General features: G+C 65.6%; 13 protein-coding genes. 10 read left to right on the plus strand and 3 right to left on the minus strand.

The window, feature by feature from the left end:
• Nucleotides 1-263 precede the first annotated feature (263 nt).
• Nucleotides 264-3,344, minus strand: coding sequence for a di-heme oxidoredictase family protein (locus RBA40_RS14570; protein ID WP_374710499.1), 3,081 nt, complete (start codon nt 3,342-3,344; stop codon nt 264-266).
• A 478-nt stretch (nt 3,345-3,822) separates the two neighbouring features.
• Here RBA40_RS14570 and RBA40_RS14575 point away from each other — a divergent pair, with 478 nt between their 5' ends.
• On the plus strand, nt 3,823-4,986 hold the full coding sequence (locus RBA40_RS14575; RefSeq protein WP_306648538.1) for a tyrosine-type recombinase/integrase: 1,164 nt from the start codon (nt 3,823-3,825) through the stop codon (nt 4,984-4,986).
• A 35-nt stretch (nt 4,987-5,021) separates the two neighbouring features.
• On the opposite strand, the gene RBA40_RS14580 is transcribed toward RBA40_RS14575, so the two are convergent.
• Together RBA40_RS14580 and RBA40_RS14585 are read right to left on the minus strand one after the other, a co-directional pair.
• Nucleotides 5,022-5,360 (minus strand): hypothetical protein, encoded by a 339-nt coding sequence (locus RBA40_RS14580; RefSeq protein ID WP_306648539.1) that lies wholly within the window; start codon nt 5,358-5,360, stop codon nt 5,022-5,024.
• Between the two features lie 22 nt (nt 5,361-5,382).
• Nucleotides 5,383-5,769, minus strand: coding sequence for a hypothetical protein (locus RBA40_RS14585; protein WP_306648540.1), 387 nt, complete (start codon nt 5,767-5,769; stop codon nt 5,383-5,385).
• Between the two features lie 305 nt (nt 5,770-6,074).
• On the opposite strand from RBA40_RS14585, the gene RBA40_RS14590 reads away from it, so the two are divergent.
• The 9 genes from RBA40_RS14590 to RBA40_RS33745 all read left to right on the plus strand — a co-directional run bounded on the left by RBA40_RS14590 (nt 6,075) and on the right by RBA40_RS33745 (nt 14,114).
• On the plus strand, nt 6,075-7,085 hold the full coding sequence (locus RBA40_RS14590) for a hypothetical protein (RefSeq protein ID WP_306648541.1): 1,011 nt from the start codon (nt 6,075-6,077) through the stop codon (nt 7,083-7,085).
• Entirely contained in the window at nt 7,078-8,292 is a 1,215-nt protein-coding gene (locus RBA40_RS14595; protein WP_306648542.1) for a cation:proton antiporter domain-containing protein, read from the plus strand. Before RBA40_RS14590 ends, RBA40_RS14595 begins: the two co-directional genes overlap by 8 nt.
• The gene (locus RBA40_RS14600; RefSeq protein WP_306648543.1) at nt 8,285-9,508 is read left to right on the plus strand and encodes a YbdK family carboxylate-amine ligase; all 1,224 of its coding nucleotides are present in this window, start codon (nt 8,285-8,287) and stop codon (nt 9,506-9,508) included. The genes RBA40_RS14595 and RBA40_RS14600 overlap by 8 nt, the downstream gene beginning before the upstream one ends.
• Nucleotides 9,505-10,170, plus strand: coding sequence for a response regulator (locus RBA40_RS14605; RefSeq protein ID WP_306648544.1), 666 nt, complete (start codon nt 9,505-9,507; stop codon nt 10,168-10,170). The genes RBA40_RS14600 and RBA40_RS14605 overlap by 4 nt, the downstream gene beginning before the upstream one ends.
• On the plus strand, nt 10,146-11,495 hold the full coding sequence (locus RBA40_RS14610) for a sensor histidine kinase (RefSeq protein ID WP_306648545.1): 1,350 nt from the start codon (nt 10,146-10,148) through the stop codon (nt 11,493-11,495). The genes RBA40_RS14605 and RBA40_RS14610 overlap by 25 nt, the downstream gene beginning before the upstream one ends.
• A gap of 45 nt (nt 11,496-11,540) precedes the next feature.
• Entirely contained in the window at nt 11,541-12,524 is a 984-nt protein-coding gene (locus tag RBA40_RS14615) for a serine hydrolase (RefSeq protein ID WP_306648546.1), read from the plus strand.
• Between the two features lie 150 nt (nt 12,525-12,674).
• Nucleotides 12,675-12,989 carry a BON domain-containing protein gene (locus tag RBA40_RS14620; RefSeq protein ID WP_306648547.1) on the plus strand — a complete coding sequence of 105 codons (315 nt, stop codon included), beginning with the start codon at nt 12,675-12,677 and terminating at the stop codon, nt 12,987-12,989.
• Nucleotides 12,990-13,148: 159 nt separating this feature from the next.
• Nucleotides 13,149-13,688 carry a beta/gamma crystallin domain-containing protein gene (locus RBA40_RS14625; protein WP_306648548.1) on the plus strand — a complete coding sequence of 180 codons (540 nt, stop codon included), beginning with the start codon at nt 13,149-13,151 and terminating at the stop codon, nt 13,686-13,688.
• An 87-nt stretch (nt 13,689-13,775) separates the two neighbouring features.
• Nucleotides 13,776-14,114 carry a four-helix bundle copper-binding protein gene (locus tag RBA40_RS33745; RefSeq protein ID WP_510184484.1) on the plus strand — a complete coding sequence of 113 codons (339 nt, stop codon included), beginning with the start codon at nt 13,776-13,778 and terminating at the stop codon, nt 14,112-14,114.
• Nucleotides 14,115-14,211 lie beyond the last annotated feature (97 nt).

Below are 14,211 nucleotides of genomic sequence, written 5' to 3' on the forward strand. Positions count from 1 at the left end.
TGCAAGGATGCACCGCTCAGGCGGAGAAAAAAGCTGGAAAGAGAAGGAAGAGGGGGTCATGGGTCGTCAACAAGCCGCGTGGCGGCCCGACCATCGCAAAACCTGCCACACGGACGTGTGGACACCCAGGGCACAGTATAACCGATTCGCACCCCGGCGGCTAGCGGGTGGCGCGGCTCGGGCATCACATGCCCCATGAAAAAAAGGGGGCCGGATAGACGTGCTATCCGGCCCCCTTTTTCATTTACCACGCGAGCGAAAAATTACAGCGACTTGAGGAATGCCAGCAGGGCCTCGCGGTCTTGCGCCGACAGATTTTCGAAGCGCTGGCGCGAGCGGTCCGCCTCGCCGCCGTGCCACAGGATCGCCTCGGTCAGGTTACGCGCGCGGCCGTCGTGCAGGTAGCCGGCTTTGCCGTTCTTGCCCATGACCATGTCGGTGTAACCGATGCCCCACAGCGGTGCGGTACGCCACATATTGCCTTTTGCCTGGCCTTCGGCAAACTTGTCAGCCAGTCCCGCGCCCATGTCATGCAGCAGCATGTCGGTGTAAGGGCGAATGGTCTGGTTGCGCAGCTCGGCGAACAGATGGCCGGCGCCTGTCTTCATCTGCACGGTGTGGCAGGCGGCGCAGCGCATACCCTGGAACAACTTGCCGCCGGCGTTGACCTGCTGCGCGTCGACGCGGTGCTCATCGAGCGGCGCCACGCCCTTCGGAAAGCCGCTGACGACGCTGCGTTGCGCCGGCACGCCAACCAGTGCCAGGTATTGCGCGATCGACTTCAGGTCGGCGTCAGGAATGCCTTTTTGCGTTCCGCCTGATGCGCAACCGGCCGGATTGGCGCCGCAAGTGCGGTTCGGATAGAGCGGCGAGGTGACCGACATGTCGAGCAGCAGCGCGTCGGCGCTCTGGTGACGCAAGGTCGCCTTCGATGCCTTCCAACCGAAGCGGCCGAGACGCACCGCACCGGTTTCCGGATCGAACACGAAGTTGGCCGTGCCCTTGACCCCATCGGCGTCCAGCGGCTGGGCCGCACGCGCCAGGATGTCCGCTTCCGGAATGGCTTCGAGCAAGCCGGTGCCGATCATCGGCTGGGCCGCGCGCAGCGAGAAGGCGTCCGGCACCGGCCCCTCAAAGCCGAGCGTGGGCTTGCGCAATTCCACCATGGTGCCGTCGGCCAGTTTGACCGACCGGGTCTCGAAGCCCGCCACGCGCACCCCGGCACCCCAGCTCTGGGTACTGCCGGCGGGCGATACGGCGTTCATCTGGACCGCGGTGCCGTACAACGGATGCGGCAGTTGCTGGCCCGTCGGGCTGGTTGAGGCAACGCGCACCGACATGCTGTCCAGACGCTGGTTGAGCGCGCTCGGCGCCGGACTGCGGCCGTTGTTGACGTGGCAGGCGATACAGGCGGACTGGTTATAGCGCTGTCCTTGCAGACCCACCGCGGGCAGGTAGCGGTCGTTGCCCGGCTCGTTATGCTCGCCTGTCAGGAAATTCGTATGCACCAGACGCCGGCCTTCGACAAAGCGCTGCATGTTTTGCATACCCACATTGTTATGCGGCTGCTGGAACATGAACAGGCCGTTGTCGGTGTAGTTGTAGGAGATCGATCCCAGGCCACCGGACAAGGTTTCTTCCGGCAGCGGCACCGAGTTCAGGCGCGGCTGCACGCCGTACCACGGCTTCAGGCCGGCGCCGACCACGTAGACCCACTCGTACGAGTAATAACGGATGCCGCCGGTGTCGCCCTTCGCGGCCATCGATTCCCTGGTCGAGAAAAACGAGGGCGACACTTCAATGATGTCGCCGGCGACCAGCGGACGTCCCGCAACGCTCTTGCCATTTGGCATACCACTGGCATCGATGCCTCCATGTCCCGGGTAGCCCTTGACCAGCAGGGTGCAGGCGCCGTTGATGCCGTTGACATGGGTCAGCTTGCCGTTGGCAGGGTAGGGGATCGGCGCGCACTGGGCCACACTGCGGTCGACCAGTTCGCCGGGATTCATCCAGCCGTAGCCGGTCACGCCAGGGCGGTCGAAGGCGCGGAAAAAGGCCACGCCGCCGGACAGGAAGTCGGTCTGCGTGTACTGGTTGACGATCAGCTGCGGCGTGGTGACGCCGGCCACGCGGCTGTTGTCGATGATCTCGACGCCCCAGGTGCGGTTCTTGAAGTATTGCGGCACGAAAGTGAGGTAATTTCCCGGGCCCTTGTCGACAGGCAGGCCGGTTGCCGGATCGACCGTTTCGTTGGGACCCTGGCCGATCTCGTTCCAGTCCTCGCCGCGCTCGCGGCCGTGGCGGGCCAGGCCGCGCGCGCCGAAGCGGGTGACCAGGGTGCCGTCGGGCAACGTGAACTGCAGCGTTTCGAGCGGTTCGGCCGAAGCGGGCAGGGGAGTGAGGCCATTGCCGTTGGCGGGGAAGGGATGCGCCGAGGTAAAGGACACGGGCACGGTGTTGTCGCTGCCCGGGGTCTTGAACGCCACCTCGAACAGCGAATAGCCGTACTGGGTGGCGCGGGCCACGCCCTGCAGGCGGATGAAGCGGGCGTTGATGCCGAGGTTGAAAAATTCCTCGGTGCCGCCGCGGCCGTTACTCACGTTGCGCACCTGGGTCCAGTTCTGGCCGTCGTCCGACACGCGCAGTTCGTACTGCTTGCCGTGGGCGTTTTCCCAGAGCAGCTTCATGTAGCCGACCTGGGTCTTGGCGCCGAAGTCGAACTCGATCCAGGCGCCGTCCTCGGGCCTGCTGGCCCAGCGCGTCGCCGCTTTGCCGTCGATCGTCATGGCGGCCGACATGCCCTGGTTTTCAACCGGCGAGGAATTGGCCGCGACCGGTTTGATGGCCACGCCCGGCTGGCCGGGTTCATTCGGTGCGGGCACGGGGACAGGTACCGGGTTGGTGCTCACCGGCGCGCCGGAAAAGGCCTGGATCTGGAAGATGGAGTAGCCGTACTGGGTAGAGCGCTTGACGCCCTGCATGCGCAGATAGCGGCCTTTGCCGATCAAGCCGGTGATGTCCTCGGTGCCGCCCTGGCTGTTGTCCACGGTCCGGATGGTGGTCCAGCTGGTGTTATCGTCCGACACTTGCAGCAGGTATTGGCTGGCGTGGGCGTTTTCCCAGTCGATGCGCACGCGGCTGATGAATTCGGACTTGCCGAAGTCGAGCGTGAGCGATTCGGCGTCGGAAAAGCCGCTGGCCCAGCGCGTGTTCTCATTGTGGTCGATGGCGGCCGTGCCGGCCAGGTCGGGCCGCTCGGCCGAACTGGCGCTGGCACTGAGCGGCGTGAGCGCCGCTTCCGCGCTCGGCCCGGCGCCGGCGACCATGCGCGACGTGCCGCTCATGCTGCCCTGGGCGGCCGGCGGGGACTCACCGCCGCCGTTGCCGCCGCAGGCGGCCAGCAGCAGTGCCAGTGCGAGGGGAAGCCCCTGGGCCGACAGCTTGCGCAACTGTCCCGGCGTTGCCCCATTGCGCGGCGCACCCGATGTTGAATACCTCATATTTACCTCGTGATTGTCGGACTTCATTAAAGTGATGCAGCCGGGTTGAACCGGCCGCCACGCTTCTCTTGATGGCCAGGCAGCGTCGGCAGCCCCGCCGTCGTGCGGTTTCGTGGATTGCACCGCCTACTGTTCGCATCTTTATAACATGCAAATATGACAATCTGGAAACGTTACCAGTACCGCGTGCTGTTTTTACCGTTGAAGTGTTGGAAGAGCGCTACGCCAGGGGAAATCGTGTTTACGCCGGGTGCGCCCGGGGCAGCGTTAAGTTGTTACAGATGCTATACTGTACGTTAACACAGTACTCGACACTTCCCGCATGCACAAATTCACGCCGATCAATCTGGAACCGGTGCCGCGCAACGGTCCGGTGCCCAGCGACACCAAGCGCCCGGACATCGGCATTTTCCATGTGGCCGACGACGCCATCACCAACGCCAGCACCGACAGCGAAATTGCCCGCGAATTCATCGCACACGGGGAACTGAGCGAAAAATCGATCGCCAACACGCAAAAGGAACTGTTTCGTTTCCTCACCTGGTGCCGAGAGGAAGCGGGCAGGTCGTTTCACCAGCTCAGCGTGGCGGACCTGAACCTGTACAAGGAATTCCTGAAAAATCCACCGCCCGACTGGGTGGCAACGACCAAATGGCCGCGCAGCGATCCGCGCTACCGCCCGTTTACCGGGCCGCTGTCGGACGCCAGCCGGCGCCAGGCGATGATCGCGGTCAAGGGTTTACTGGCGTTCGCCGAACAGACCGGCTATATGCGGCGCAATCCGGCGCGGCTGGTCAAGAACGTCAAGGCACCGGGCGCCAGCCGCATCACGCGCTACCTGACGCCGCATGCCATCGCCCTGGCGCTGGCCACCGTCAGCGCGCGCGATGCGGCTACCCTGTCGGCGTTCAAGCAGCGCGAACGGGACCGCTTCCTGCTGGTGGCGTTCACCCATACCGGCGCGCGCCTGAACGAAATCGTCAGCGCGAGCATGGGGGCGATTTATACCGAAGGGAACGCTCGCTGGTGGCTCGACGTTGTGGGCAAGGGAAACAAGCCACGCCGCTTGCCGGTCCCGCCGGAGATGCTGGCGGCATTTCGCGACTACCGCCATGCGTTCGGCTTGCTGCCGCAGACGCATCGGGGCGATAGCACGCCGCTGGTGTTATCGAGCCGCAGCATCGAACGCGTGCGCATCACCGACGAAGCTGCCGCGCAGGCCCTGAAAGCCGTGTTCGGCGCCGCCGCATCGGCCGCCGCGGCCCAGGGCGATACCGAAACGGCCGCGGTATTGCGCCAGGCATCGCCCCACTGGCTGCGCCACAGCATGCTGACCAACCATGCCAACAACGGCGTGCAGCTGAAAACCCTGCAGGACACGGCCGGGCACGCGAACATCGCGACCACGGCGGCGTACCTGCACAAGACCGACAACGAGCGCCACGACGAGATCATCGCTTCGGTGATCGGCAAGGGTAGCCTGTAATCGCTCCGCTGGCGCGGCGTCAGGCCGGCCCGGTCCTATCTGAGCTGAAAAAGCAGGTACAGCCCGCCGATATGGCACAGCAGGATGACGATCGAATCAACGCCGAAGCGGGCGATCGTGCGGTTGCTGCGTTCGATCAGCCCGATCAGGTAAATGGTCCCCATCAGAATGCACAGCAAGGTGGCAAGGAGGGAGAAATTGCCGACGATGGCGAGCACGGCCGGTCCGGCATACAGCGCGTCGATGAGCGCGATCAGCACCAGGTTGAACATGCTGGTGCCCTGGAAGTCGGCAATGGCCGTCTCGTAGTGCCGCAGGCGCAGCGCCGCCGTCACCGTGCTCAGTTCAGGCGGCGCCGTCGCCGCAGCGCGCAAGCGACATGACGTGGCCCGGCACCTACGTGCCGGTCTTGGCGCCGGCAGCGTTGGCCCGATGGTGCGCCACGCGGTCCAGTTTCGCATGAATGAGCAGCGTGATTTCCACCAAGTGGCTCGAATACAGCAGCGCAAGGGTATCGATCAGATGGCGCAACTCCTCGCGCCGCGGGCTGAACAAATAGCTCGACGGCGAGGCGCCGCCACGCAGCATTCCCGCACGGCGCAGGTAGTCGAGCACCTCGCGCGCCTTGGCGGGCGCCACGTACAGGCGCCGTGCGAGGTCCGGCGCGGACCAGGACGCAGGCGCGCTCGCATGCAGCAGCATCAGCGCTTCAAGATGGGGAATGGAAGGAAGGTTCCTCAAAATCAGGCGGCGCACGTCGGAAGGAATCTGTTTTTTCGCCATTGTCGCAGTGGGTCGGAGCGATCGGGATTGCCGTCCGCAACTATTAATGGGCGATAATTCTATATCAACAAGATGCCGCTGCGAACGGCAATTTCGTGGAAAAATGGCGTAGTTGCGCGATCGGCAAAAAGCGGCCCCTCACTAAGTATTCGCTAAGTGTCAATCTCTACCATTGCTGAGCCGGCGTCCACGACGATGCCGCGCATCAACACGCTCATCACGCGGAGGAAAGCATATTGTCTCAACAGCTACCCGCTGGCAGCCCGGCATATTGGTCCCGCGTCCTGCCTGTCATCGCCATGGCCATGGCCATCGTATGGCCGGGCAGCGCCATCGGCGCGGCGGCGCCATCGAGAGCAATGCCGGCGGCCGACGTCGGCACGCAACTGCGCGTGCTTGCGCAGCAACGGCCATGGACCTGCGTCGACCAGCACGCCACGCCAGCGCCGGGACCCGGTGTGAGCGGGGGCGTGGCCGAATGCGCATGGCAGAACCGCCTGCGCATGCGGCGCTGGAGCGGGCAGGGTGGCGTCAAGCCCGGCGCCTGCGTCAGCGCACAAGCGCAATGGTGGGCCTGGGCCCGCGCCGGCACGGGCGCGCCGGTGTGGCGCAGCGCGTGGGCCAGCCAGAGCGTCATTGACGAGCACGGACCGCAGAAGCGCATCGTGACGGTGCAGCGCCTGGCCGACGGCGAATGGCGCTTGACCGAGTGGCGCTGGGACCCATCCGAACGCGCCGCCACCCGGCGCTGGCAGGAGCAGCGCTGGGCACTGCTGGCAGCCAGCGCCGCCAAGCTGCGCTCGCCTGCCGAGCCGGCCTCCGGACCGGTCGAGGAACGCATGCTGCACAGCGTCCTCGAAGCGCACCTCGCGCAGCGGACCGGCGAAATCGGTGCCCGAACCTGGCAGTGGCAGGCGCAGCGCTTGTGCCTCACCGTCGATGCCCTGGGACTCGGACAGCAATTGATGCAACTGCCTTACGCGGCCGACGACAGCCGCCTGGAGCAGCGCGCCGCCATGCAATTGCAACTGGCGCGGCGCTATCCCAAGGCGACCTGGCTCACGCCGTTCAGCCTGGTGCCAAAGGCGCCCCATGCCCGCGGCGGCGCCAAATTCCATGCCGTGTGGATCGAAAACACCACGCTCAAGGGACAGGTATGGATTCCGACCAAGGGCAGCGGCCCCCTGGTCAGGCTGCGCATCACGACCGTGCTGCCGCCAGGCCAGGTCGAGGCGCAGGCCGTCGCGCGCGCCGAGCAGGTGCTGCAAAACGAATTGCGGGCGCTGGCCGCGCGCTGGGCGGTCGAGCATGAATGAGGACGTCTCAACGCTTCCCCTGTGGCTGCTTTCACCACTGGCCGTGGTCGGCGCCGGATTGCTGCTGTCGCAGGTGATCGGGGTGCTGATGCAGTCGCGCGGCTGGCCCAAGCTGTATGGCGCGGTCATCGCCGGACTGATCCTTGGCGTCAGCGGCCTGGGCCTGGTCGATGCGGCGCTGCTGTCGCAGTTCCAGGAACTGTTCAACGCCGCTTCGGCACTGGTCCTGTTCGAAGTGGGCCGCAAGATGGACCTGGCGTGGCTGTGGCGCAGTCCGCGCCAGGGCGGCTCGCTGGTGCTCGGCTGCGTGCTGCGCGGCATGGGCGCGTGGGCGGTGCTGGCCGCCTTCGGCCTGGGCTGGGGCGAAGCGGCGTTCATCGCCGCCATCCTGATCGCCGTCAATCCGGTCGTGTTCACGTCGATGGTGTCGGACTCGCACGCCAGCGGGGTGGCGACGTATGCCGCGGCCAATACGGTCGGCATCAGCAACCTGGTCGCGCTGCTGGCCCTGTCGGGCTCGCTGGCGTGGATGCGCAGCCACGGCATCAACGCCGAATTCGGCTTTTCCGGCGAGTTGTTGCGGCAGGGCAGCCAACTCGCGCTGGGCGCGGCCATTGCGCTTCTCTGCTATGGTTTGTATACGATCGCCACCCGTATTTCGAAAGCACAAGCCGGATTGCGCCCGGGGATCCTGCTGGCGGCTCTGATGATGGACCTGGGACTGTGTTCGGTCAGCTCGGCCAGCGCCCTGTTGTCGCTGCTGTTGATGGGATTGTTGCTGCGTAACGCAGAAACGCGCGAAAACGTGTTCCAGGCGCAGGTCAAGACGGCCCAGGATATCGGCTACGCGCTGCTGTTCATGATGTCGGCCGCGCTGGTCCAGCTCCAGCATCTGTTCCAATGGATGCCCTTGCTCGCGGCGCTGCTGATCTTCGCCGTGCGCATCGGCCTGACCCGGCTGGCCCTGATGCCAAGCGCCGCCTGGAGCCGGAACAAGAAGCATGCCATCGCACTGTCGCTGTGCTCGCTGGTCAGTTTCGGCTCGCTGGTGGTCGACAATTCGATGAGCGGGGCCTCGTACATGAGCGAGGCCGCGGCCAGCATCATGGCGGCCCTGCTGGCCCTGAACGTGCTGGTCGGGCCGGGCCTGACCTGGTGGGGATTGAAGCTTGCAGACGAGACACACGAAGGAGATGAACATGGCTGACGCCATCCTGGAACAAGAGCGCCTCGCCGCCGCCCAGGCGCTGGCCGTGGCCGGGCAGGGTCCGGCCTACCTGCCGCCGTTTGCGCACTCGCAACTGGGCAGCATGGGCATCGAGCTCGAACTGATGGTGCTCGACCGCCTCACCTACGACCTGATGCCGGCCGCGCCGGACATCCTGCGCCTGCTCGACATGCAACGCAAGAAATGGATCGCCACGCCGGAAATCACCACGTCCATGCTGGAAGTGGCCAGTTCGATCCTCGGCAGCTACGCCGAAGCGGCCGCCGAGATCGAGGAAATCCGTTCCAGCGTCCAGCAGGCCGCCTTCCGGGTCGGCGCCGCCATTTCCGGCGGCGGCGCGCACCCTTTCCAGAAATGGAACGAGCAGCGCATCTATCCGAAGGAGCGCTACCGCGAGTCGGCCAAAAAGTACGGCTATCTGGCGAAAATGTTCACGGTGTTCGGCATGCACGTGCACATCGGCGTGCCCAGCGCCGACGAAGCCGTGCGCCTGTGCGCCTGGCTGACCCAACGCGCGCCGCTGTTCATCGCACTGTCGGCCAACTCGCCCTGCTGGCAGGGAGAGGAATCCGGCTTTTGCAGCGCCCGCAGCAATGTCGTCGGGGCCTTTCCCATGAGCGGCACCATGCCCGCCCACATCCGCACCTGGCACGATTTCGAGCGGCACTTCGCGCGCCTGGCCGGCCATGGCATTGTCAACAGCATCAAGGATTTTTACTGGGACGTGCGGCCCAAGCCCGAATTCGGGACCATCGAACTGCGCGTGCTCGATACCCCGCTGCACCCGTCCTACGCGGCCGCGCTGGCCTGCTATGCACGCGAACTGTGCATCGAAGCGTTCGAGGCGCCGGGCACATGGCCGCTCGACGATTCGCGCGAGCTGTACGCCTGGAACCGCTTTAACGCGGCCAAGGACGGGGTCGAGGCAAACTGGATCAACCCGTGCACCGGCGTCGGCCTGCCGGTCAGGCAGGTAGTCATGGACGACCTCGAACGCCTGGCGCGGCGTTCGCCGGATCCCGGCTTCGGCCTGGCTTGCCGCATGATCGGGGAACTGATGCGCGACGGCGGCCAGGCACGCTGGCTCACCGCCCATCTGGACGCCGGTTCCGGCATGAATGACCTGTCGCGGGTGGCCAGCGAGATGTTCGAACGCCCGCCCGCCGGCGCGCTGCCGGCCGGGGCCCCGGCATGAGAGTGCTGCTGGTCGAGGACGATCCGATGATCGGCAACGTGGTCCAGCAGGAATTGCGTGACGCCAGTTACGCGGTCGACTGGGTGTGCGACGGTCAGGCCGCGCTCACCAGCATCGCGGCGGCGCAGGGCTACTCGCTGGTATTGCTGGACCTGGGCTTGCCGAGGAAGGATGGGATGGAGGTGCTGCGCGCGATCCGCTCGGCCAGGAACGACGTGCCGGTGCTGGTGCTGACCGCGCGCGACGCCACCGAAGACCGCGTGGCCGGGCTCGACAGCGGCGCCGACGACTATCTGGTCAAGCCGTTTGCCATGAGCGAGCTGCTGGCGCGCATGCGCGCGCTCACCCGGCGCAAGGAGCATGCGGTCGGCCCCAACCTGTCGAATGGGGTCGTCACGCTCGATCCGGCCACCCATGAAGCCCAGGTGGGCGCTGTTGAAGTGCGCCTGACCGCGCGCGAATTCTCGCTGCTGCAGTCGTTGCTGCTGCGTCCGGGCGCAATCCTGTCGCGCTCGGAGCTCGAGAACCGGCTGTATGGCTGGAACGAAGAGGTGGAAAGCAACGCCGTCGAATTCCTGATCCATAGCCTGCGTAAAAAGCTCGGCGCCGACGTCATCAAGAATGTGAGGGGAGTGGGATGGATGGTGTCGAAGGGCCGGTAGGCGCCTCGCTGCGCTGGCGCCTGTCGATGTGGCTGTCGCTGGCGATCATTCTCATCGCCGCCGCCGCCGGCGTCATCTCCTTCGTCTGGGCCACCGATGAAGCGCACAAGCTGCAGGACCTGCAACTGCGCCAGACCGGCTACCTGATCAGCCGGCTCGATGCCGTACCGTCCTCGCCGCTGGCGCGCGAGCGGGCCGGCGACGTCGACTTCGATGCGCGCGTGGTCGTGCGTTTCCTGCGCACGGGTAACGGCTTGCCGGCACCCCTGCCTGCCCGTCCGCCGGTTTTTTCGAGCCTGCTCGGCGACGGACTGCAAACGGTGTTGGTCGGCAATGAACAATGGCGCGTCTTCGTCAAGACCAACGCCAGGGGCGTGAGGGTGGCGGTCGGCCAGCAGACCACGGTGCGCGACGCCACGGCGCGCGCCAGCGCCTTGCGCACGCTGATGCCGATCCTGCTGCTGGTGCCGGTGCTGGTGTTGCTGGTGGGCGTGCTGCTGCAACAAATGTTCAAGCCGTTCGAAACGCTCGCCGGCGACCTCGCAAGCCGGTCCGAAGCCGACCTCGGCCCCCTCGATCACGCCGGGCTGCCTACGGAAGTATGGCCATTCGTGGTGGCGATCAACGCGCTGCTGGTGAGGATGGGACGGTCCCTGGCCGTGCAGCGCAGGTTCATCGCCGATGCCGCGCATGAGCTGCGTTCGCCGCTGACGGCGATGTCCCTGCAGGCCGAACGCCTGGGCGCGGCCAACATGCCGCAGGAGGCGCGCTCGCGGCTCGATGCCTTGAGCGCCGGACTGCAACGCACGCGCATCCTGCTCGACCAGCTGCTGACCCTGGCGCGGACCCAGGAAGCGCCGCGCGAAGCGGCGGGCAAGGTGTCGCTTGCGCACGTCATTCGCGAAGTGCTCGAAGACATGATCCCGCTCGCCGAAGCGAAAAATATCGACCTGGGCGTGATCGGCGAGGCCGACGGTGACATCCAGGCCCGCTTCGTCGACCTGAAAGTGCTGGTCAAGAATTTGCTCGACAATGCCGTGCGCTACACGCCCGAAGGCGGCCGCGTCGACCTGACGGTACGGCGCGAGGGCGCGGCGGTCATCCTGCAGGTGGACGACACCGGCCCGGGCATCGCCCCCGCCGAACGCGAGCGCGTCTTCGATTCGTTTTACCGGGTACTGGGCAATGGCGAAATCGGCTCGGGCCTGGGCCTGTCCATCACGCGCACCGTGGCCGAGAGCATGCAGGCGACGATTGCACTTTCCGATTCACGCCCCCCGGAAACGGGACTACGGGTCCTTGTCACCTTCAGGCAAGCCGCTTGATCGGCTTTCCGACCAACCAGGGGCGGCGCGGCCGCCGATGACTTTATGAAAATCTCTCTCCCCGCCATGATCGGCACGGCGGCAATGGCGCTGGCATTGCTGGCGTTCCTGGCTGTTCCGGCGCAGGCGCGCAGCGCACAGGCTGGCGCCGGCGCGGTGGCGAAAAGCGTGCGCCATGCCCAGGCCAGGCCGAAGGCAAGGCACAAGGCCAGGCCCGCCAAACGCCGCGCGACAAGCGGCGCCAGGCCGGCAAAGCGCTATCGGGCCGACTCGCCGCGCCGGGCGACGCTGGCCGCGCTCAGGTCGAGCGCCGTGCTGATTATCGATCCATCGGCGCACAAGGTGTTATACGAGAAAAATGCGGACGCGGTCATGCCGATTGCCTCGGTCACAAAACTGATGACCGCGCTGGTGGTCATCGGGGCCGGGCAAGACATGGATGAGGTGCTGACCGTGGCCGACGCCGATGTCGACCGGCTCAAGTATTCCTCGTCGCGCTTGCGGGTCGGCACCAGCCTGGCGCGCTCCGGCATGCTGCACATTGCACTGATGAGTTCGGAAAACCGCGCGGCCTCGGCCCTGGGACGCCATTATCCCGGCGGCACGCCCGCATTCGTGCTGGCGATGAATGCCAAAGCGCGCGCCCTGGGCATGCATCACTCGCGCTTTGTCGAACCGACCGGTTTGTCGAGCCTGAACGTGTCGACGCCCGAGGACCTGGCCAGGCTGGTTATCGCAGCGCAACAGCAACCCCTGATCCGGACCTATTCGACCGACCCCGACCATACCATTGCACAAGGGCGCCAGGCGACGGTGTACCGCAATTCCAACCGCCTCATTGCCAGCCCGAGCTGGCACATCGGCACGCAAAAGACAGGGTATATATCGGAAGCGGGCCGCTGCATGGTGCTGCACGCGAAGGTGAAAGGGCGCGCGGTGGTGATGATCTTTCTCGACGCACAAGGCAAATTCTCGCGCGCCCGCGATGCCAACCAGGTCCGCTCCTGGCTGGCCCGCGCGCGACGCTGACGGCGCCAGCGTTCGACAGCCAGGAGAGCGGCTGGCGCAAGCCGCCGGGCATTGCCAGGGCCGGCGCAGGAACCGGCGCGGGTTTTTGCGATCGAATCATACCCGCCCGTGTTTTCGGGCCGATTCGTATCGTGACCTGAGGAGAAAACCATGAACCTTGCCAGACCACTTAAATTGACCTTCATCAGCGCCATGCTCGTTGCCCTTGCAACAGGGTGTGCTTCGGAACCGACCGACCGGCGCATCGGTGTCGCCATCGAGGATACGGCCATCAGCGCCAGGGTGAAAGCGGCGCTCGCTGGCGATCCGGACGTCAAGGCGCGCGACGTGCAGGTCGAGACTTTCCGCGGCGTTGTCCAGTTAAGCGGATTCGTCGACTCGCATGAAAACGTCCAACGTGCCCTTGATGTAGCACGCCGTGTCAATGGCGTACGCGAGGTAAAGAACGCCTTGATCGTGAAATAGCGCGCCCCCGGCAAGCTGCCCGCGCTGTATTCCAGGGCGCATGCCAGGCGCTTGCAGCCGGTCCGGGAACCCCGCAGCGCGAATGCCATCGAATGTTCAGGGGCGCCGTCGCAGCCAGGCGGGTGCCGCGCCCCGCATCGGATGACTACGGGAGGCATCATGTACACACACTGGATTCGTCGATTTACCATATTGGCCGCGCTGGCGGCGGCCCCTGCAACTGGCCTGGCCGATGGCGCGCCCGGCGCCGGGCAGGCGCAAGGAGGCAATTCCCAAGGCGGAAAAGCGGCAGCCGCCACTGAGGGGCAGCAAGGGCAGGGGGCGCCAGCGGCCGGCCAAATGGTGGTGCCAGCCACCATTTTCATGCTGGTCCCGGTCGCTGTCGCCACCAAGGACAATGCCATGAAATCCGGCTGCTGGGCCCGGATATATTCGGGCAAGAACTACAGCGGCGACACGCTCACCCTGGCAGGACCGCTCGACATTGCCGACATGAGCGGCCCGTTCGGGCTCAATTGGGATGACAAGGTCGACAGCGTTGAAATCGGCCCCAAGGCGACCCTGACTGTGTTCGACAACCAGAAGTTCGCGGATCAGGTTGCGCAGTTCAAACCCGGGCAAAGGGTACCCGATATCAGCAAGCCATTGGGTTTTTTCGACGAGTTTGCTTCGGTACGCCTGAGCTGCGCGAAGGCCTAGTGCCGGGCTTTTTGAGTACGCACCCTCGCGCCTCCATGCGCGGGGCGCGGGGAAGCGATTGACATCATTGGAAACCGGAGGCAAATAATGAACCAGAGACAATTTGATTCCTGCATCGAGGCATGTCACTCCTGTGCAACGGCATGCGACGAATGCGCCAGCGCCTGTCTGAAGGAAGACGACGTGACGATGATGGCGCGCTGTATTGCTCTCGATATCGACTGCGCCCATCTTTGCCGGGCCGCTGCCGGATTCATGGCCCGCGGCAGCCAGTTCGCCCGCGCGCTGTGCCAGGTGTGCGCGGACGTCTGCGACGCCTGCGGCGAAGAATGCGCCAGGCACCAGGCTGCGCACTGCCAGGCCTGTTCGCAGACATGCCGCCGTTGTGCGGACGAATGCCGCCGCATGGTGGCCACTGCCGCATAAGCGCTAGCACCCAGCCGGTGGCGCCACGGCCGCTGCCGCCGGGTGGATGCCGAATCACCGGCGCGCCGATCACGGGCGCGTTGATCTCGGGCGCGTT

It is taken from the genome of Massilia pseudoviolaceinigra (assembly GCF_030846505.1).
Lineage (GTDB): Bacteria > Pseudomonadota > Gammaproteobacteria > Burkholderiales > Burkholderiaceae_D > Telluria_A > Telluria_A violaceinigra.